Here is a 19086-nt window from a genome sequence, read left to right on the forward strand (position 1 = left end):
TTCGCATAGCTGTTGCCAATGCGACTTTCTCAATACCAGGCATCTGGAAGCTCCTCCTTGCGGCGTGCCACATAGGCCTCCAGAGCGTCCTTTCTGGCGACATCAATCGCAGGGGCCTCGTATTGCTCCAACATGGTGTTCCACTTGGCATAGGCCCGTGCACGCATGTCGAGCGAGCCACCCTCTTCCCAGCTTTCAACGTTCTCACTGTCGCTCAAGGCGGGCTCGTAAAATGCGGTTTGATAATTGCGCATGGTGTGGCCGCATCCAAGGAAATGCCCCCCTGCGCCCACCTCTTTATAAGCGTCCCGCGCCATCGCTTCATCCGATAGATCCAACCCTTGGCTCAGCACCTTCTGATAGCCGCCCAAACGATCCGCATCCATGATCAGCTTCTCTAATCCGGTGCACAACCCGCCTTCGAGCCAACCAGCTGAATGCAATACGAAATTTGCGCCAGCCAGCATGGTTGAATGCATACTGTCCGCGCTCTCATATGCCGCCTGCGCATCCTCGATCTTGCTGGCCGACAGGGATCCACCACACCGCAGCGGCAACCCAAGCCGTCGCGCCATCTGGCCAACCACATAGTTCGACATTACTGGCTCGGGCATACCAAAGGTCGGCGCGCCCGATTTTAGCGACATCGACGACAGGAAATTACCCAACACAAACGGCGCTCCGGGGCGCACCAATTGCGAGAAGGCACACACCATCATGGCCTCGGCCATTGCCTGCGCGACGCTCGCCGCAGTGCTCACCGGCCCCATCGCGCCGGACAAGATGAACGGCACAACAACAATCGCCTGCCCGCGTCCGCAATAGACCCGCACAGCCTGTGTCACCACCTTATCAACCAGCAAGGGCGAGTTGGTGTTGACGTTGGCCATGATGACGCAATTGTTTTCCATGAAATCAGCACCATGCAGGATTTCAGCCATGTCAACGCTGTCCTGCGCCCGCTCCATTTCGGTGATGGCCCCAAGATGAGGTTTGTCCGATTGCGTCATATGTGCCAGCAGCATGTCGAGATGCCGTTTGCTCACCGGAATGTCCGTCGGTTCTGCGATCACCAACCCCGTGTGATGCAAGTTGGGATGCATATACGCAAGCTTCAAAAGCTTCTCGAAATCCTCAAAGGTCGCATAGCGGCGCCCCCCCTTCAGATCGCGCACAAACGGCGCACCATAGATCGGCGCAAAGACCTGATTGTTGCCGCCAATAGTCACCGATCGCGCGGGATTGCGGGCATGTTGCACAAACTCGCTCGGGGCTTTGGCACATTGCGCCCGCACCCATTGGGCATCGGCTTTGATCAGATCACCAAATTCGCCTTCAGGCGTGATGCCGGCGGCCTTCCAGATTTTTAACGCTTCGGGATCATCGCGAAACGCAATGCCGACGTTCTCCAATATCCAATCGACTTGCGCTTCAAGCTTGACGATCTGTTCCTCATCCAGCGGATCAAAGAACGGCAACACACGCTTGATATACGGCGCGACTGGCGCCTCGATGCGGCTCTCGGATGTGCGACGCGAACGACGGGCCATGGGATCACCTTATGTTAGGTCCTGATCCTTCATAGTCACAGCCAATGCGCCCGTGATCCTTGATTATCTCTATGGTTTGAGTAGACAGAACCTATGCCAAGCATATGGACTCAGATAAACTCGCCCCGCAATCTGGTGATTTTCACCGCCGCCGCCCGCCATGGCAGCTTCACCCGCGCAGCGGCTGAACTGAACATGCAGCAGCCATCGGTTAGTGCGGCTATCAAGCAGCTGGAAGAGGCACTGGGCGTCACACTATTTGTGCGCGGCCATCGCAAGGTCACGCTCACTACCGCTGGAAATCGTTTATTTTCAGATACTTCTAGATCTCTTGATGACATTGAACGCTCCGTCCAATCGGTTCGACAGATGGGACGCGAAGATCACGTGACCCTCAACAGTTCTTCAGCGTTCTCTCATTATTGGATGGTTCCGCGTCTACAAAAACTACATGACCAGCATCCATCCATTGATCTGCGCCTGCAAATCAGTGACCGGGAGCCAAATCTGGATATGGAAAACATCAGCCTTGGCATACGCTTGGGCAATGGCACATGGCCCGGTTGTCACGCTGCAAAAATCGCCGAAGAAGTTATTTTTCCCGTCGCATCACCTCAGGTCCTGGCCGCCGCCCGCAACCTTCGCTCCATCCCGACCCTCATGAACGAGCGGCTTATTCACCTTGAAGAGCCTGTGCGTGAGAGACCGACATGGGGCGACTGGTTTGCCCATCATGACATTCGCGACCGCGACATCGTCGCTGGATTGCGGCTGAATGACTACGCTCTGGTCTTGCAAGCCGCCATGTCTGGGGAGGGGTTTGCCTTTGGATGGGAGCACGTGGTGCGAAATCTGATCGATCGTAAACTCCTGGCCGGAAAGCCGGAATGGAGCTGGCGCACAGGCAACGCTTTCTACGTCGTATGGTCCGCAAACGCCCCTTTGGCACCACATGCGAAACAGGTGCGTGACTGGATCATTTCAGTCTCTGACTTTCCGGACCATCCGCCGCCCTCCTAACAAGGGCGGCGGTTGTGGCGCCGCTAAACCCGATCAGTTCAACAACACCCTTGGCAGCCACAATGCGATGTCCGGGAAGGTGATGACCAAGGCCAGTCCGATAAGCTGAAGCAATACGAACGGGATGATGCCGCGGTAGATCTCCTGAATTTTCACCTCCTTGGGCGCCACCGCCTTCATATAAAATAGCGCAAACCCAAACGGTGGGGTTAGGAACGACGTTTGCAAGTTCACCGCCAGCAAAATCGCGAACCAATAAGTGACCTCGAACTTGCTCACGTGGTCACCAAAATCCAGCTGCGAAATGATCGGCGCAAAAACAGGCAAAACGATCAACGTGATCTCGATCCAGTCAAAGAAGAAGCCCAGAATAAAGACGATTCCGAGGATCAGGAACAGCAAACCCCATGGGCCAAACCCCATATGGTTCACAAACTCAATCACTAGATCGTCCCCACCCAAGCGTCTGAAAACATAACTAAAAAGCGTGGCACCTACAAAAATACCAAAGATCATTGCGTTGGTCATTGCTGTGGCATCCACCACACCTTTGATCACCTGCCAGTAGTGCCGTAGCTCATTGCGCAACCCGCCACCGACCGCATGGTCATCCAGCTCAACGTTCGCACCAGGAGTGTCTAGCGCAAACTCCTTTACGCCCAACCAAGGCAGCAAAACCAGGTTGATAAACCCAAGTAACACGGCCCCCATTGCGCCAACACCCGCGGCCTCCGTCGGGGTCGCTAGCCCCCCCAGGATCGAACCCAAAACCATAGCGATGAGCACAACAGGCGGCACAAAACTGCGCAACACCATCACAATGGTGCCACCCCAAGTTTGCGGCCCGATGTTGTCCTCCAGTCGCGGTGCAAGGCTCGGGTTTATCCAACACCGAATAACGATGTATGCGACATAGAGGCTAGCCAGTATCAACCCCGGAAACACCGCTGCCACAAACAGGTTACCGACCGACCGCGATAGCAAATCCGCCATAATAACCAGCATGATGGATGGCGGGATTAGGATTCCTAATGTGCCCGACGCTGCGATGGTGCCGGTCGCCAATTCGTGATTGTAGTTTCGCTCGATCATCACAGGCAGAGCCAGCAGGCTCATCATGATGACCGATGCCCCGATTATGCCCGTGGTCGCGGCCAGGATCGTTCCCATCAATGTGACCGCGAGCGCCAAGCCGCCCGGTACTTTACGTAACAAGACCTGCAAACAGTTCAGCAAATCCCGCGCAATGCCGGACCGCTCCAGCATTGTTCCCATAAAGATGAACATCGGGATCGCCGTGAGGATTAGGTTTTCCATGATCCCGCCGAATATCCGGCTTGGCAGTAGCCTGAGGAAAATGAACTGAAACTCACCCAGCACTATGCCAATGAATGCAAATCCAAGCCCGACTCCGCCGAGAATGAACGCAACCGGAAAGCCGGAAAACAACAAAATGCCAAGCGCGGCAAACATGAACAGTGGAAGAAATTCGGCCATGATCAGTGCCCCCCGCCAAAGAGGTTTTCCTCTTGTTCAGCGCTCAGTTTTCCGAGGTATCCTGCGACCGCTTTGATCAACTGCGATAAGCCTGCCAGCAATAACAACAGGAACAACGCCAACAGCCCTGCCTTGACGATCCACAAGTTGCTCAACCCGGTTTGTGACTTTGAAATCTCACCAGAAACGAATGATTGTTTTACAAAGGGCCAACTGAGCCACAGCCCGATCACCGAGTAAGGAACAAGCGCCAGAGAAATTCCAATCGCCTCAATCAAATGCTTGGCTTTGTTTGAGAAATTTTCCCGCAACAGGTCAATTCTGACATGCGCGTTTCGCACATATGCGTAGCCAAGAGCGAAGACAATCAAGCCAGAGTGTAGCCAATATTCAAACTCCTGGATCATGGTTGAGTTCAGGCCTGCGGGCTTTGGCACACCGAAATAGCGTGTGGTTACATCATAGCAGACCACAAGAACCAAGGCGAAGCCAAGCCACCCCCCGATTGACGCAAAAAAGCCCAGCAAGCGATCAATTCGCCGGCTGAGTCCCAATAGGCTTTGCACGGTTCAATTCCTTCCATTCAGCGCACCGTTTGACGTAACTAAAAGGCCTTCGGTGCGGCGTATCTAATGTGCCGGCCCGATGCTTGAACACCGGACCGGCAAGACACCTTATTTCAGGTAGCCAAGTTCGCTCCACACGGCATATTCCGCGCGGAATGTTTGCATGCTGTCCCAGACTTTCTGGAAGTCAGGGTTGGCCGCCGCTTCTTCGGCAACAACTTCTTCCCATGCAGATTTGAAGGTGCCGAGCATCTCGTCATCCCATTGATGGATGTTGACGCCCTGTGCCTTCATCTCAGCCAACGCTTTGCCCTGGATGGCTTCACCTTCCGCAAGTTGGTTGGCCACGTTTGCCTTACAGGCGGTCTCGATCAAACCGCGCTGTCGGTCATCCATGCCGTCCCATTTGGCCTTGGAGATCATCAGCTCCTGAACTGTGGATTGCTGATGCCAACCGGGGAAATAGTAGTGCTTTGCGATGTTGTAGAACCCAAGGTTCTGATCAATCGCAGGCATGGAGAATTCTGTGGCGTCAATTGTGCCACGTTCCAGCGCCGGATAGATGTCACCACCCGCCAGCAACTGTGTATCCACTCCCAGTTTCTGCATCACCTTTGCACCGAGGCCAAAGAAGCGCATCTTCAGACCCTTAAGATCCTCAGCTGACTTGATTTCCTTGCGAAACCAACCGGATGCTTCGGGCGCGATGATCCCACAGACCAGCGACTGAATGCCGTCGCGGTTGTAGATTTCGTTCATCATCTCTTCGCCGCCACCGTACCAGTGCCACGCAAGGTACTCACCGGCAGACGGGCCAAATGGCACGGCAGCGAAAAGGTTATACGCCGAGTTTTTCGAACCCCAATATCCGGGTACGGACCAACCTGCATCAATCGATCCGTTGGACACGTTGTCATAGATCTCCAACGGCGGAACCAGCGCGTTGGGTTCAAAGAACTCAACCTCGATATCGCCACCCGAAATCAGGTTCAGTGTGTCCTGCAACTTGACCCCTGCCTGACCCAATTGGATCAGCGAGCCGGGGAAAGTTGACGGCATGTTGAGTGTGACCTTGTCGGCAAGCGCCGACGTGGCGACGACCGACATCGCGGCCGCTGCTATTAAATGTTTCATGTTTGCTCCTCCCATGGTGCACCCTCGCCAATTAATGGCGACAGTAATGCATACGTTATTGAATTTTTTAAATGAGTCAATCACCCTTTCGGTGCAAAAAGTCAAAAAAACAAGGGATTATTGGCGCAAGCCACAGCAATCTGGACAACGCGTACGCCCCGCAATGCCGATGGCATTGCGGGGACTTAAGCAGGCGTCGACTGCCTGGATTTACGACCCGATGGCGACCTCGCCAAAGGTGGACACAGCCTTATCCGCGATCAATTCGCTGACGGCCATGTCAAATTCTTTGAAGTGCTTACTCGCAAGATGCACCTGAAACGCGTCTTCGCTGGCATATACCTCGTAGAGAAACACCTCATTTGTCTGCGCGTTGGAACAGACGTCAAAACGCAAGCAATCAGCCTCATGCGCAAGCGAGTTTTCCGCCTGCGCTAACATCAGCGGCATGAACCGCTCCTTGGCCCCGGCTTTTAGGGTGAATGTCACGCACACCACATACATCGCGCCCTCCTCACAGTTGAATTTTCCGACCAGTGGCATGGCTTTCGTAAGCCGCCTCGGTCGCGCGGATCACGCTAAGATAATCCTGAACTTCATTTTCCAATGCACCACCCTGTGCTGCAGCAAACGCGACATGCTGGCAAAGATAGGCCACGCACCCGCCGCCAAACGAGGCATCGTCGATGTCAGCCACCAAGGGAACCGCAAACGCTTCCTGCGTCCCGAATTTTCGAAAGAAAACCTGCCCAAGCCCGGTGAGTGTCAAAGTGCCCGCTTCCCCCTCAATCCACATCTCGCCCATTGTGCGGCGCGGATTGTCAGTGACGTGGTCCATCAGGCGATTGCCGTCAAACAGGCTGCGTGTTCCGCCCGCGTGCGTTAGTGACAGCTGACCTGCGTCTTCGCCTTTGAGCGCTGGATTGATCTGTGCAAGGTCGGCGTAAACAGCCGTCACGGGACCGAAAAACCACTGAAACAGGTCGACAAAATGCACGCCGGTTTCATGGATTAACAGCCGTGGCATGTCCCGAAAAGCTGGCTGGCGCTCTAGATAAGCGTCGCCACCGCGCCCATCACCGGGGCGCAAGTTGAAGCGGCACTGATACACGTCCCCCATCTTGCCCGCATCCAGAAACGCCTTGATCGTGCGGTGCCATGGTTGAAAGCGGAAATTTTCATGGATCACAATCTTGCAGCCCACCTTTGCAGCCTGAGTGACAACCGCCTCGGCCTCGGCGAGTGACGTGCAAAATGGCTTTTGACAGACAATTATTCGGCCCGGCCGCAAGCAGGTCTCGATCAGCTCGGCATGTGCATGCGGCGGGGCAACGATGTCGACAATGTCGACATCCGCGTCCCCCAGCGCCGTCGCGACGCTTTCAAATGCCTCGACACCAAAACTCTGCCGTGCCCACTCGCGGCGTGTCTTGGACACATCTGTGGTCACAATCCGGCCGACGCGCGGATCGTCCTGCCATGCTTGCAAATGGAACTGGCTGAAATAGCCCAGCCCGATCACAGCCACCGTCAGCCCCGCCATAAATTAGCACCCCACCGGATAACGGTTGGCAATTTCATTGGCCTGCTCTGTTGTTAATGGTGCGGTTGGTATGCCTTTCAAGATCAGAAACAACCTCGCCGTTTCCTCAAGTTCCTCGCTGGCATAAACCGCATCTTTCAACGACTTGCCCGCCACCACAGGCCCATGATTGGCCATCAAAACCGCATGATGGTCCGCCGCCGCCTTGGCCACCGCCTCCCCTAGCGCCGGATCGCCGGGCGGGAAATACGGCACCAGCGGCAGGTTACCAATCCGCATGGCATGATAGGCCGTCAACGGCGGCAAGGTGTTCGCAGGGTTCAACCCCGCCATACAGCTGACCGCCACGGCATAAGTCGAATGCAGATGCACCACCGCGCCCGCCTTGGGGCGCTGTCGATACATCGCCATATGCAAGAATGTTTCTTTGGTGGGTTTGTTGCCGCCCACATGCTTTCCGTTCAAATCCAGTTTGGACAAGGTCGCAGGATCAAGCGTGCCCATGGTTGATCCAGTGGGTGTCATCAAAAACCCATCGTCAACGCGTACCGAAAGGTTGCCAGATGAACCCGCCGTCAGCCCCCGCGCGTAAAGCGAGGCTGCCAGCGCCACCATGTCTTCTCTGTAATTGCTATCGCTCATCGCACCACCGCAAAGGCTTCTTCAAAGAAATTTGGGCCACCAAAATTGCCGGACTTCAAAGCCAGCGCCAAAGGTTGCGTCCCGATGCTTTCTGACCACGGAACGCCAGGCGCGATTTCCGGCCCGATCCGAAGCGCGTTGACGCGAAGCGCGGACACGACTGCGCCCGACGTTTCGCCACCCGCAACCACCAGACGCCCAAAGCCAGCTGCGGTCAACCGAACTGCTAAGGCCCCCATGACCTCCTCGACCATAGCGCCAGCTTTCTCGACGCCATAGACGGCCTGCACTTGCTGCACCTCCTCAGGGTCTGCCGACGCATAGATCAACACCGGTGCATCGTCGTGTTGGGCCAAAGCCCAGTCAGTCAATTCCCCCACGACGTCGTCGCCGGCAGCGATCCTATCCACAGCGATTTTACGGGTCGGCCATGCCTCTTTGGCCCGCGCAATCTGGCCGCGCGTCGCCGCAGAACAACTGCCCGCCAGCACCAATTCGCGCCCCACCACAACTGGCGCTGACGCCTTGGCTGGCGCCCCCAACAATCCGCGGCTGCGAAAGCTTTCTGGCAAGCCAGTTGCGACGCCGGAACCTCCCGTCACCAGCCGTTGGTCTCGTGCCGCCGCGCCTATCACCCGCAAATCAGCGTCGTTCAATGCGTCAACGACCGCGTATCCAATTCCCTTTGCCGCCAAGGTAGCTATGGCATTGCACACCGCATCCGCCCCTTCATGCACGGTTTGCAAAGGCACCAATCCGACCTCGGCATCTGACTGTGCGGCCATCAAACGGATCAGGCTGCTGTCGCGCATGGGTGTCAGCGGGTGATCCTTCATCGAGCTTTCGTGGAGCGGCATGTCGCCGACAAACAAGTGACCGTTATAGATGGTTCGGGCGTTTTCAGGAAACGCAGGGCAAATAATCGCGCAGTCCGCGCCCGTTTCTGCGCGCAACGCATCTGCAACCGGCCCGATATTCCCCTCAGGCGTGCTGTCAAAGGTGGAGCAGTATTTAAACACAATTTGCTCCGCGCCTCGCGACTGCAACCAGCGCAAAGCCTCGAGCGACTGTGAGACAGCCTCGCCAACTGGCGCTGAGCGCGATTTGAGCGCAACCACCACAGCATCGACATTTTCTGGTGCTGCCGACGCATCTGGTACACCGATGATTTGAACAACCCGCATGCCCTCTTTGACCAATGTATTGGCGAGATCGGTTGCACCGGTGAAATCATCGGCTATGGCGCCTAACAAGATGCCCATCTCAGCCTCCCGCAACACGACGCAGGATTTCCGAGGTCACCGCGTTGGTGCCCATGTCGCCACCAAATTCCATTGGCCGCAGCGCGTTGTCGCCAAACCCTTCGTCGACAGCGGCTTCAATCAATGCGCCCGCCGTTTCCAATCGAGCGTCACCAGACTTTTCCGCCAAGTAGTCCAACATCATTGCACCGCTAAGGATAGCTGCCAGCGGGTTGGCCTTGTCTTGCCCCATAATGTCGGGCGCGCTGCCATGTGCTGGCTGGAACAGTCCAGTTTCGTCGCCAATTTCGCCACAGGCCGCCATGCCCATACCGCCGACCAATCCACCTGCCAGATCACTCAGAATGTCGCCAAACATGTTCTCCATGACCATCACGTCAAAGTCCCAAGGCTTGCGCACCAGATCAAGCGCCATTGCGTCGACATAGTTGTAGCCCACATCCACATCCGGAAAGGCCGCCTTGGTCTCATTAAAAATCTTGCGGAAAAAGGCCATCGAGGCAAAAACGTTGGCTTTATCAACACAGGTCAGTCGGGCAGATTTTCCCCGCTCCTTACGCCGTTCCGCCAGCTTGAAGGCAAACTTGTGCAGCTTTTCGGTTGTGGCCCGCGACACCCTTAATGTCTCGCGCACTTCCTCATCACCGCGCACTTCAAACCGGCCATGCACCGCCGCCGAATAAAACAGCCCCTCGGTGCTTTCCCGCAAAATAATCATGTCCAAACCGGCGGCCCGCGGGTCTGCCAGACGTTGCGGCGCGTTGGGATAGGCTTTGACCGGACGTACGCCGGCATAAAGTTGAAATCTGTCTCGCAGTCGCAAGTGTGGCGAAATCTCAGTGCCATCTGCATGGCGGATCGCCGGCAGTCCGATTGCCCCAAGAAAAATCGCATCCGCAGCACCGGCGCGCTCTTCGCCGTCCGGCTCGATATCTTGGCCAGTCTCGGCATAATACCCGGCACCAGCTGCAATCTCGTCGTAGTGCAACGCCGGCGCGCCCACATGCGCGAGGGCCGCATCCACGACCGCGATCGCCGCATTGGCCACGTCAATTCCGATTCCATCGCCACGAATAAGCGCGACACTGAGGGGCTGGGTCATTAAGTCGGGTCTCTTCTTTGCTAAAGGCTACAACTGCGGCAACCGGTAATTTTCCAACAGATTCAACAATTCGGTGGCGGCGCGTTCTCGGTGCTGACGAAACACACGGCGCGTACCTTCAACGTCGCCATCAGCCAACCGGTCGAGAATTTCGCGATGCTCTTGGGTCGATCGCACAGGCGCCTCTCGCAGCCTGAGTGTCACAATCCGCGCACGGTGCGCCTGATCAAACATCGAACTGACAAACGCATGCATGCGCCGGTTACCGTGCAACTCAAGCAGCGTGATGTGAAACCTGTCATCGGCGGCGGCCCAGCGATCCAGATCACCTGCCTCAAGCGCCTCGGCCATTTCGTCCGTGGCCTGACGCAAAGGAGCCAATTCTTCCGCACTGGGCCTACGCTCCGCCAGACTGGCTGCGGCATCCGGTTCCAACGCGGTCAGGATTTGATAAATCTCTTTCATATCTTCGGCTTTGATCGGCAAAACCCGCGCACCCCTGCGCGGGATCAGCTCCACCAACCCTTCCGCCTCCAGCCGGATCAAGGCCTCACGCACTGGCGTGCGGCTCATGCCCAGGCGCTCTGCGATCTCAGGCTCTGGCGCCTGATATCCTGGCGGCATCAGGTTGGAGCGTATATCCTCCTTGAGCCGCGCATAGGCGTCTCCGACACGTGTTTGTTTTTCGGCCATCTTCGTGACTCTTCCCAAGGCTCTCGCGGTGGGCACAGCACCTGCGAATACTTTAATGTATACATTATCAAATTTTTTATGTAAAGACCATCACAATCAATGTGCGCATTGGAAAATTTGACAACGTCGAAAAAACCTATCCGATATGGAAAGGAAGACCAGCGCAAGAATGGGTCAAGGAGTGGAAATGTCGAATTTTTGGAAGGTTTACGCGATAAAATACGCGGATCGGAACACGCGTACCCGTGCAGATAGTTTTATCTTTGACGATCACCCGGCCGCGCAGCATGGCATGGACTATTTTGTCTGGCTTCTCACCAACGGCAGCCAAAGCATCCTCGTTGACACAGGATACGATTCCGCCGAGGCCAACCGCCGCGACCGCCCGATCTTGCGGGACCCTTCAAAGGCGCTCGAGGTGATGAATGTTGACGCAACCAAGATCGACACGGTGATAATCACCCACCTGCATTATGACCACGCCGGTGGGTTGGACCGCTACCCGAACGCCACTTTCCACCTGCAGGCCGCCGAAATGGCTTTTGCGACCGGCCCCTGCATGTGCCACAACACACTTCGAATGCCGTTCACAGCCGACCATATCTGCGAGATGGTGCAACACGTCTATTCCGGTCGGGTGATCTTCCACGACGGCTCAGCCGAGGTGACGCCAGGTGTACGGGTGCATTGTGTAGGTGGCCATTCCAGAGGCTTGCAAGTGGTGGAGGTCGACACCGAGGATGGGCCCCTGTGTCTGGCCTCTGATGCGGCGCACTACTATGAGAACTTTCTGCTCCGCAAACCCTTTCCAATCGTGGAAAACGTCGAGGCCATGATCGCGGGCTATGACACGCTTTATCAGCTTGGCGGCACGCAAGGCCGCATCATCCCTGGCCATGACCCCTTGGTAACGACCCACTATCCCAAAGTCGGCCAATCTGGGTTTGTCTGGCGACTCGACAAAGGGCCCGACAAGCCGTTTTGATGACAGCAATAAAAACGCCGCCCCGGGGGGCGGCGTTTTTTGTTAAATGATTTCGTCCTTGAGACCCTCAGTGGACAACCCTTCAAGCTTGGGCATCAAACTCAGAAGTTCTCGCGTGTAAGCCTCTTTCGGATTTGCAAACAGTTCTTCCGTCTCGGCCACCTCTACCATCTGACCCTGACGCATCACGCCAACGCGGTCACACATCTGGCGGACAACCGGCAAGTCGTGGCTGATGAACAGCATCGTCAGGCCCAAATGCTCTTGCAGATCCTTCAGGATATTCAGGATTTGCGCTTGAATAGACACATCCAGGGCCGACGTCGGCTCATCACAAATCAGGAACCGAGGCTGCGTCGCCAAAGCCCGCGCAATCGAGATCCGCTGACGTTGACCGCCTGAGAACTCGTGCGGGTATTTGCGCCCGGCTTCGGACCCCAACCCAACACGATCCAGCAATTCATCCACACGGTGCTGAATGGCGGCGCCTTCCAACAACTTGTGGTGCTTTACCGGCTCGGCAATGATCTCATCCACCCGCATACGCGGGTTCAGGCTCGAATAAGGATCCTGAAAAATCATCTGGATTTGACGGCGATAGCCTTCAAGATCGCGATTGCTGCTCAACGCAGTCACCTCGGTTTCATCAAAGGTAATCTTGCCGCCGTTGGTTTCGTAAAGCGTGGCAATCATGCGAGCTACGGTCGACTTGCCTGACCCACTTTCACCAACAACCCCAAAAACCTCGCCATCGCGGATATCAAAGCTGACGTTGTCCACTGCTTTGAAATACTTGCGGCGCGACGGGATCAAGGCACCTTTCTGCAAGAAGGTTTTGGTCAGGTTTTCAACCTTGAGCAACGTGCCGGATTTGGACGGCTCTGGCTTTTGCCAATTGCGCGCCAGATCATCGATGTGGAACTCGATAGACCGCCCGCCATATGACAGCTGAGGGAAGCGATGTACCTTTAACGTCGGGCGCGGCACGGCCGCAATCAGCGACTTGGTATAGTCATGCTGCGGATTGCCCATCACCTGCTCAGTCGCGCCGCTTTCAACGACGGCGCCCTGATACATCACCGTCACTTTGTCGGTGGTATCGGCAATCACACCCATGTCGTGGGTGATCAGGATGACACCGGTCTGCCGCTCCCGCGCGAGCTCCTTGATCAACTCAAGGATCTGCGCCTGAATGGACACATCAAGCGCCGTTGTCGGCTCGTCCGCAATGATCACATCGGGTTCAGAGCACAGCGCCAAGGCGATCACCACGCGCTGCCGCATCCCACCGGAAAATTGGTGCGGATACATGTCGATACGCTCTTCTGGAAGCGGAATGCCAACGCGGTCCAAAAGCTCAACCGCACGCTTGCGGCTGTCACCTTCGGACAGTTTCAGGTGGAACTGTATGGTTTCAATCAACTGCTGACCAACGGTCAGCAACGGATTCAGCGACGTCAGCGGGTCCTGAAAGATCATAGATATCTTGGCACCACGCAACGACCGCATGGCTTCAGCATCCCGACCGCTGATAGCTTCTCCCTTAAAGCTGACTGTGCCGCCCGCGATATGACCGGGACGATCCAGCAGGCCCATGACCGCCGCGCCGATGGTTGATTTACCGGCCCCGGATTCGCCCACAAGCCCGTGAATTTCACCCGGTTCAACCGTCAGGTCCGCTTCGTTGACTGCCACAAACACCTTGTGACGGGTCGGAAAATGGACCGACAGGTCTTCAATTGTAAGAAGAGTCATTACTGCAACCTCGGATTCAGTGCGTCGCGCAGCCAGTCACCCAGCAAGTTCACCGACAATGCCAGTGACAGAAGGGTGATCGACGGGAACAGGATGATCCACCACTCACCGGAGAACAAAAAGCCCTGCCCGATACGGATCAACGTGCCCAACGACGGTTGGGTTGGTGGCGCACCCACACCAAGGAACGACAGCGTCGCCTCGGCGATGATTGCCAACGCCAGAGAAATCGTCGCGATCACAAGAACCGGCGACAGCACGTTGGGCAGAATGTGGCGCAGCATGATGATGCCTTTGCCGCGGCCAATCATACGTGCGGCTTGCACATACTCTTTGTCCTTTTCCACAAGTGTCGCACCGCGCACAACGCGGGCAAACTGCACCCAGTCAGACAGACCGATGGCAAGGATCAACACCCAGATCGCCATCTTGTCTTGATGCTCAATCGGAGTGATGCCTTTGGCGACCCCGAAAATCAGCATCGCGACCAGAATGGCAGGAAAGGTCAACTGCACGTCGGCCGCCCGCATGATGATGGTTTCGATCCAGCCACCGACGTAGCCGGCGATCAGACCAAGCGTAATGCCCAGCACCATCGCGAAAAGAACCGCTGAGAAACCCACGAAAAGAGAGATGCGCATGCCATAGAGGATGGTCGAGAACACGTCGCGTCCTTGATCATCTGTGCCAAGCCAGAACACATCACCTGTAAACTCGTTCGCCGCCATAGGCGCCGTAAACCCGTTCATCAGGTTCAAAGAGGCCGGGTCAAACGGGTTATGTGGTGCAATCAACGGCGCAAAAACGGCGCTCAGAACCAAAAGTGCCACCACCAATGCCGACACAACAGCAACCGGAGTTCGACGGAATTTATAGGCAAAGTCGCTATCCCAAGCGCGGGCAAACATGGATTTTGGGGCAGATTGAGAGGTTTGGTCGGACATCACTTCGCCCCCTTCTGGTCAACGCGCAAGCGCGGGTCGATGGCAAAATACAACAGGTCAACGATCAGGTTGATGCCAACAAACATCACTGAAATCAGCATCAGATAGGCGGCCATCACAGGGATGTCGACAAACTGGATCGCGTTGATGAACAACAGGCCAACACCGGGCCATTGAAACACGGTCTCGGTGATGATCGCGAAGGCAATGATCGACCCGAGCTGAAGTCCCGTCACAGTGATCACCGGAACCAACGTGTTCTTTAACGCATGGCGGAAATTCACTGACCGCTCTTTCAAGCCGCGCGCGCGGGCAAACCGGATGTAATCCTGACGTAGAACTTCGAGCATTTCAGACCGCACCAGCCGCATAATCAGCGTCATTTGGTAAAGCCCGAGTGTAATCGCCGGAAGGATTAGCGCCTTGAGACCGCTTGCGGTCAAAAAGCCAGTGCTCCACCAGCCTATGTGCACCACGTCTCCCCTGCCAAAGGACGGAAGCCATCCTAACTCCACTGCGAACAAGTAGATTAAAAGGATACCTATGAGGAAGGTGGGCAGCGAGACCCCGATCAACGAGACCGACATGATCATATTGGCCATAAATCCGTCGCGTCGGATCGCGGTAAACACGCCAAGCCCAATCCCGATCGTAATGGCAAAAAACCCGCTCACAGCGGCCAGTTCCAGAGTTGCGGGTGCACGTTCCACCAGAATGGTCGACACCGGACGCCCCTGACGATAGCTGACGCCAAAGTTACCTTCGGCAGCGCCTTTCAGGAATTTCACGTATTGAACCGGAAACGGTTGATCCAAACCAAGTTCGGTGCGCAGTCGCGCGATGTCCGCATCTGTGCGTTCCTGACCCAACATATTGTCGATCGGATCGCCCACAAAACGGAACATGCTGAAGGCGACAAGCCCCACGATCAGCAAGACCAACGCAGATTGGAAGACTCTGCGAACAACAAAAGTCAGCATTTTTTGCCCCTCTTTTTAGGCGGTCTCCCTTGATGCCTTTGCAGACAAAGGTCAACCGCCCCCATGCATTACGGGCACAGATTTTTAGGAAATTTTCCGTAACACTTTAGTTAACGCTCACCCACCGAAGGATGAAGAAGTTGTCAGGGCGTTGAGTTAGCGAGATATTCTGGCCGGTACCCCAAACAAGCGGCTGTACATACATCGGAACATAAGCCGTTTCGTCCTGCATGATTTGAGCGGCTTCGTCCAACATGGCCTGACGTTTTGTGGCGTCGATCTCGGACTGGATCATTGGCAGCAACGCGTCGATTCTGGCGTTGGAGTACCCTGCAAAATTCCAGCTGCCCAACTTCTTTTCTTTGTTGGGGGTCGACGCCAGAAAACGAATTGGGTGCTCTGCATCAAATGTGCCCGGCGACCAACCCAACAGGTACATGTCGTAGTTGTCCGCCCGCAATTCAGGCCAGTAGTTCTGCACCGGCATCGCATCAAGCTGTGCCATCATTCCGACTTGTGCCAACATCGACGTCACGGCCTGACAAACCGCCTCGTCGTTCAAATAGCGGTTATTTGGACACTTCAGGCCAAAGCTGAACCCATCAGGATACCCGGCCTCTGCCAAAAGCGCCTTTGCTTTGGCTTGGTCAAACGCTGGACGGTCCGCATTGGCGTTGGAATAGCCACGCATCGCAGGGCTCACCAACTGGCTCGCCGGCTCGGCATTGCCTCGCATGATGGTCTTCAGAATAGCAGGAACATTGACCGCGTGCGAAACTGCGGCACGCACGCGCGCGTCTTTGAACGGGTTTGGCTTGCCTTCGTCATCGCCGTATTTCAACACGTCGCTTTCCTGTGCCATGCCAAGCATGATCACGCGCGCCTCGATGCCGCGAATGACTTGCACATCGCCTGATCCCGCCAGACGCTCTGCGTCCTGGATCGGCACAGGGTTGATCATGTCCACATCCCCAGACAAGAGCGCCGCCACGGCCGTTGCGGGGTTTTGAACGGGTGTGAATTCGGCGCGGGTGATGTTGTGTTCCACCTCACCCCACCATCCGGTGTGCGGCACCAATTCCGTACGCAAGCCCGGCTCGCGTTCAGACACCATGAAGGCGCCGGTGCCGTTGGCGTTCAGCGTCGCATAATTCCCGTTCTCCTTGTCCGGAAGCGCAGCTTCGTTGGCCTCAGCCCAACCTTTGTCCACCATCATCCAATTGGCGATGCTGTCAGGAAAAATCGGGTTCGGCGCTTTGGTCAGGATGTCCACTGTGTAGGCATCTACCACCTTGACGTCCGACACTGGCGAGAACCAGCTGCGGGTGTCAGACACCTCGTTGGAGGCGCGCTGATAGGAAAACAGCACATCTTCGGCGTCAAAGCTGCTGCCATCGTGGAACGTCACCCCTTCACGCAGGATAAACCGCCAGCCCTCGCCATTCCCAATCGGTTCCCAGCTGGTCGCCAACGCAGGTTCAATCGACATATCCTTGCCGCGGCGCACAAGCCCTTCATAGACATTGTTCAAAAAGCCCAGAACCGGGGCAGAGTTGACCGCATGCGGGTCCATAGTTTGCGGATCGGTTGTACCAGCCCACTTAAACTCTTCGGCCAAAACCGGGCCGCCCAAAGCGGAAGCCACCGCCAAAATACTCAAAGCGCGTTTCATATTTATTCCCCTTAAATTGGGGCGTCGGCGCGGCCCCTGTTCGGCTCGCGCGCGCCCTCTGCCGTTAACCTTCTCACAAAGATCAACGCAAAAGCAAAAGAAAACCCCGCGCCAAGGAACTGGCGCGAGGTCAAAGATTGCGGCTGCATCACAGATTAGTTCAGTGTGAAATACTTGAACTTTGCGGTGTCGTCAGGCGCAACAATTGTGTCAACCTTGGACGACATACCCCAGTTCAGCACCTGGTGGTGAATTGGGATATAGAGCTGCTCGTCCTGCACAACAGTCCAGATCTCGTTGATCATCATGTTGCGTTTTTCCAGGTCGGTTTCGCTGGCAAGTGCCTCGATTTTCGCATCCAGATCGGTGTCGCTGAAACGTGTGCCATTCCAGGAACCATACTTTTCGCCTTTGGTGTGGGCGAGGAAGTTGAACACATACTCGGAGTCATAAGTGGGAACACCCCAACCCAGCATGTAGAAGTCGGTTTCGAGGTTGTTGATCAGCGGGAAGTGCTGCGCTTTGGGCTTCGCATCCAGGTTCACTGTTACGCCAATGCGCGCCAACATACCAACCGACGCCTGACAGATCGCTTCATCGTTGATGTAACGGTCGTTCGGGCAGTTCAACGTGATGGAGAAACCATCTGCAAAGCCTGCCTCAGCCATCAGCGCCTTGGCGCCTTCGACGTCAGTTTTGGACGAGCTGTCCATGGCTTCGTTCCAGCCGTTCACGAACGGAGGCGCGATCATGCCAGCAGGAGCTGACTGGCCACGCATCACAACTTTTTGGATGGCAACGCGGTCGATTGCCATCGACATCGCCTGACGCACGCGCACGTCCGACATCGGGTTGATGCCGTCCACGTTGTCACCTGCGATGTCTTCTGCGGCTTGGTTCATGCCAAAGAAAATCACACGGTTCTGAGGTGCGGTACGCACTTCCAGACCGTCGGTGCCTGCAACACGACCCAAATCCTGAACCGGAACGTCTTGAATGAAATCAACTTCGCCAGACAACATCGCTGCAACGCGGGTCGCGGCGTTCTGGATCGGGGTATAGATCACTTCGGTGACTTCCATCGGGAACTCGTCTTTGCCCCAATAGTTGTCGTTGATTTTCATGACGGTCTTCACGTCGGGCTCGCGGCTGACCAGAACATATGGGCCGGTACCGTTTGCGTTTTTGGCCGCAAACGTGTCTTCGCCGCCTTCATAGTCCTGAACTTTGACCGCGCCATTGGCCTCTGCCCAACCTTTGTCCATGATGAACATGTTGGTCAGGTTGTTGGCCATGATCGGGTTCGGACCGTTGGTCTCAATCTCGATGGTGTATTTGCCGGTTGCGCGAACTTCTTTCACGGATGCCAGCAGTTCCTTGTAGTCGGAATCTTCGGTCATCGCGCGGTCGAGGCTGAATTTCACGTCTTCGCTGTCAAATTCGGCACCATCGTGGAAGGTCACGCCTTCGCGCAGTGTGAATTCCCAAACGTTGGGGTTGTCAGCAGACGGGCCCCAGTCGGTGGCGAGCGCAGGCACCATGGCACCGGTCATATCGCGCATTACCAGCGGCTCCATGATCTGATGCGCGAGGGCCGATGTTGGGCCTTCGTTTTGTGCGTGTGGATCAAGTGTCAGCGCGTCACCCGCACGCGCCCAGCGCAGCGTCTCGGCTTGCGCCATCATTGGCATCGCCATCAGAGCGGCGGTTGCCAGAAGTGTGGACTTAAATGTCACGTTAA

At 56.0% G+C, this 19086-nt stretch carries 17 protein-coding genes; 2 read left to right on the forward strand and 15 right to left on the reverse strand.

Annotated elements, in window-relative coordinates:
- Window positions 1–29 precede the first annotated feature (29 nt).
- The gene (locus tag PG871_RS15930; protein WP_270731022.1) at window positions 30–1550 is read right to left on the reverse strand and encodes a trimethylamine methyltransferase family protein; all 1521 of its coding nucleotides are present in this window, start codon (window positions 1548–1550) and stop codon (window positions 30–32) included.
- A gap of 135 nt (window positions 1551–1685) precedes the next feature.
- On the opposite strand from PG871_RS15930, the gene PG871_RS15935 reads away from it, so the two are divergent.
- Window positions 1686–2570, forward strand: coding sequence for a LysR substrate-binding domain-containing protein (locus PG871_RS15935; RefSeq protein WP_333559685.1), 885 nt, complete (start codon window positions 1686–1688; stop codon window positions 2568–2570).
- A 33-nt stretch (window positions 2571–2603) separates the two neighbouring features.
- On the opposite strand, the gene PG871_RS15940 is transcribed toward PG871_RS15935, so the two are convergent.
- From PG871_RS15940 to PG871_RS15980, 9 genes are all read right to left on the reverse strand, one after another.
- Entirely contained in the window at window positions 2604–4067 is a 1464-nt protein-coding gene (locus PG871_RS15940; RefSeq protein ID WP_270731024.1) for a TRAP transporter large permease, read from the reverse strand.
- A 2-nt stretch (window positions 4068–4069) separates the two neighbouring features.
- The gene (locus tag PG871_RS15945) at window positions 4070–4633 is read right to left on the reverse strand and encodes a TRAP transporter small permease subunit (RefSeq protein ID WP_270731025.1); all 564 of its coding nucleotides are present in this window, start codon (window positions 4631–4633) and stop codon (window positions 4070–4072) included.
- 108 nt (window positions 4634–4741) lie between these two features.
- A complete protein-coding gene (locus tag PG871_RS15950) occupies window positions 4742–5767 on the reverse strand; it encodes a TRAP transporter substrate-binding protein (protein WP_270731027.1) in 1026 nt (341 codons plus the stop codon).
- Between the two features lie 210 nt (window positions 5768–5977).
- Window positions 5978–6310, reverse strand: coding sequence for a putative quinol monooxygenase (locus PG871_RS15955; protein WP_333559686.1), 333 nt, complete (start codon window positions 6308–6310; stop codon window positions 5978–5980).
- Complete coding sequence (locus PG871_RS15960) at window positions 6282–7310, reverse strand: Gfo/Idh/MocA family protein (RefSeq protein WP_270731029.1); 1029 nt, start codon at window positions 7308–7310, stop codon at window positions 6282–6284. The genes PG871_RS15955 and PG871_RS15960 overlap by 29 nt, the downstream gene beginning before the upstream one ends.
- Window positions 7311–7313: 3 nt before the next feature.
- Window positions 7314–7952 carry a 3-oxo-tetronate 4-phosphate decarboxylase gene (gene otnC, locus PG871_RS15965; protein WP_270731031.1) on the reverse strand — a complete coding sequence of 213 codons (639 nt, stop codon included), beginning with the start codon at window positions 7950–7952 and terminating at the stop codon, window positions 7314–7316.
- Window positions 7949–9214, reverse strand: coding sequence for a 3-oxo-tetronate kinase (gene otnK / locus PG871_RS15970; RefSeq protein ID WP_333559687.1), 1266 nt, complete (start codon window positions 9212–9214; stop codon window positions 7949–7951). Before otnK ends, otnC begins: the two co-directional genes overlap by 4 nt.
- 1 nt (window position 9215) lies before the next feature.
- Window positions 9216–10316, reverse strand: coding sequence for an isocitrate/isopropylmalate dehydrogenase family protein (locus PG871_RS15975; RefSeq protein ID WP_270731032.1), 1101 nt, complete (start codon window positions 10314–10316; stop codon window positions 9216–9218).
- Between the two features lie 27 nt (window positions 10317–10343).
- The gene (locus PG871_RS15980; RefSeq protein ID WP_270731034.1) at window positions 10344–11009 is read right to left on the reverse strand and encodes a GntR family transcriptional regulator; all 666 of its coding nucleotides are present in this window, start codon (window positions 11007–11009) and stop codon (window positions 10344–10346) included.
- Between the two features lie 187 nt (window positions 11010–11196).
- Here PG871_RS15980 and PG871_RS15985 point away from each other — a divergent pair, with 187 nt between their 5' ends.
- Window positions 11197–11994, forward strand: a complete 798-nt coding sequence (locus PG871_RS15985; protein ID WP_270731035.1) for an N-acyl homoserine lactonase family protein — start codon at window positions 11197–11199, stop codon at window positions 11992–11994.
- Window positions 11995–12036: 42 nt separating this feature from the next.
- Here PG871_RS15985 and PG871_RS15990 read toward each other — a convergent pair whose 3' ends face one another.
- From PG871_RS15990 to PG871_RS16010, 5 genes are all read right to left on the reverse strand, one after another.
- Window positions 12037–13749, reverse strand: coding sequence for an ABC transporter ATP-binding protein (locus PG871_RS15990; RefSeq protein ID WP_270731037.1), 1713 nt, complete (start codon window positions 13747–13749; stop codon window positions 12037–12039).
- Window positions 13749–14693 carry an ABC transporter permease gene (locus tag PG871_RS15995; protein WP_270731038.1) on the reverse strand — a complete coding sequence of 315 codons (945 nt, stop codon included), beginning with the start codon at window positions 14691–14693 and terminating at the stop codon, window positions 13749–13751. Before PG871_RS15995 ends, PG871_RS15990 begins: the two co-directional genes overlap by 1 nt.
- A complete protein-coding gene (locus PG871_RS16000) occupies window positions 14693–15673 on the reverse strand; it encodes an ABC transporter permease (protein WP_270731040.1) in 981 nt (326 codons plus the stop codon). The genes PG871_RS15995 and PG871_RS16000 overlap by 1 nt, the downstream gene beginning before the upstream one ends.
- Before the next feature lie 106 nt (window positions 15674–15779).
- Window positions 15780–17345, reverse strand: a complete 1566-nt coding sequence (locus tag PG871_RS16005) for an ABC transporter substrate-binding protein (RefSeq protein WP_270731041.1) — start codon at window positions 17343–17345, stop codon at window positions 15780–15782.
- Between the two features lie 155 nt (window positions 17346–17500).
- Window positions 17501–19042, reverse strand: a complete 1542-nt coding sequence (locus PG871_RS16010) for an ABC transporter substrate-binding protein (RefSeq protein ID WP_270732717.1) — start codon at window positions 19040–19042, stop codon at window positions 17501–17503.
- Between the last annotated feature and the right edge of the window lie 44 nt (window positions 19043–19086).

Origin of the sequence: Shimia sp. Alg240-R146 (genome assembly GCF_947331465.1) — a bacterium.
Taxonomy (GTDB): Bacteria; Pseudomonadota; Alphaproteobacteria; order Rhodobacterales; family Rhodobacteraceae; genus Shimia.

Bases quoted from the DNA above. Each gene is read 5' to 3' on its own strand.
- PG871_RS15950 (WP_270731027.1), bottom strand. From the start codon at position 5,767: ATGAAACATTTAATAGCAGCGGCCGCGATGTCGGTCGTCGCCACGTCG.
- PG871_RS15930 (WP_270731022.1), bottom strand. From the start codon at position 1,550: ATGGCCCGTCGTTCGCGTCGCACATCCGAGAGCCGCATCGAGGCGCCA.
- PG871_RS16005 (WP_270731041.1), bottom strand. From the start codon at position 17,345: ATGAAACGCGCTTTGAGTATTTTGGCGGTGGCTTCCGCTTTGGGCGGC.
- PG871_RS15940 (WP_270731024.1), bottom strand. From the start codon at position 4,067: ATGGCCGAATTTCTTCCACTGTTCATGTTTGCCGCGCTTGGCATTTTG.
- otnK (WP_333559687.1), bottom strand. From the start codon at position 9,214: ATGGGCATCTTGTTAGGCGCCATAGCCGATGATTTCACCGGTGCAACC.
- PG871_RS15960 (WP_270731029.1), bottom strand. From the start codon at position 7,310: ATGGCGGGGCTGACGGTGGCTGTGATCGGGCTGGGCTATTTCAGCCAG.
- PG871_RS15985 (WP_270731035.1), top strand. From the start codon at position 11,197: ATGTCGAATTTTTGGAAGGTTTACGCGATAAAATACGCGGATCGGAAC.
- PG871_RS15975 (WP_270731032.1), bottom strand. From the start codon at position 10,316: ATGACCCAGCCCCTCAGTGTCGCGCTTATTCGTGGCGATGGAATCGGA.
- PG871_RS16010 (WP_270732717.1), bottom strand. From the start codon at position 19,042: ATGGCGATGCCAATGATGGCGCAAGCCGAGACGCTGCGCTGGGCGCGT.
- PG871_RS15980 (WP_270731034.1), bottom strand. From the start codon at position 11,009: ATGGCCGAAAAACAAACACGTGTCGGAGACGCCTATGCGCGGCTCAAG.
- otnC (WP_270731031.1), bottom strand. From the start codon at position 7,952: ATGAGCGATAGCAATTACAGAGAAGACATGGTGGCGCTGGCAGCCTCG.
- PG871_RS15990 (WP_270731037.1), bottom strand. From the start codon at position 13,749: ATGACTCTTCTTACAATTGAAGACCTGTCGGTCCATTTTCCGACCCGT.
- PG871_RS15955 (WP_333559686.1), bottom strand. From the start codon at position 6,310: ATGCCACTGGTCGGAAAATTCAACTGTGAGGAGGGCGCGATGTATGTG.
- PG871_RS16000 (WP_270731040.1), bottom strand. From the start codon at position 15,673: ATGCTGACTTTTGTTGTTCGCAGAGTCTTCCAATCTGCGTTGGTCTTG.
- PG871_RS15995 (WP_270731038.1), bottom strand. From the start codon at position 14,693: ATGTCCGACCAAACCTCTCAATCTGCCCCAAAATCCATGTTTGCCCGC.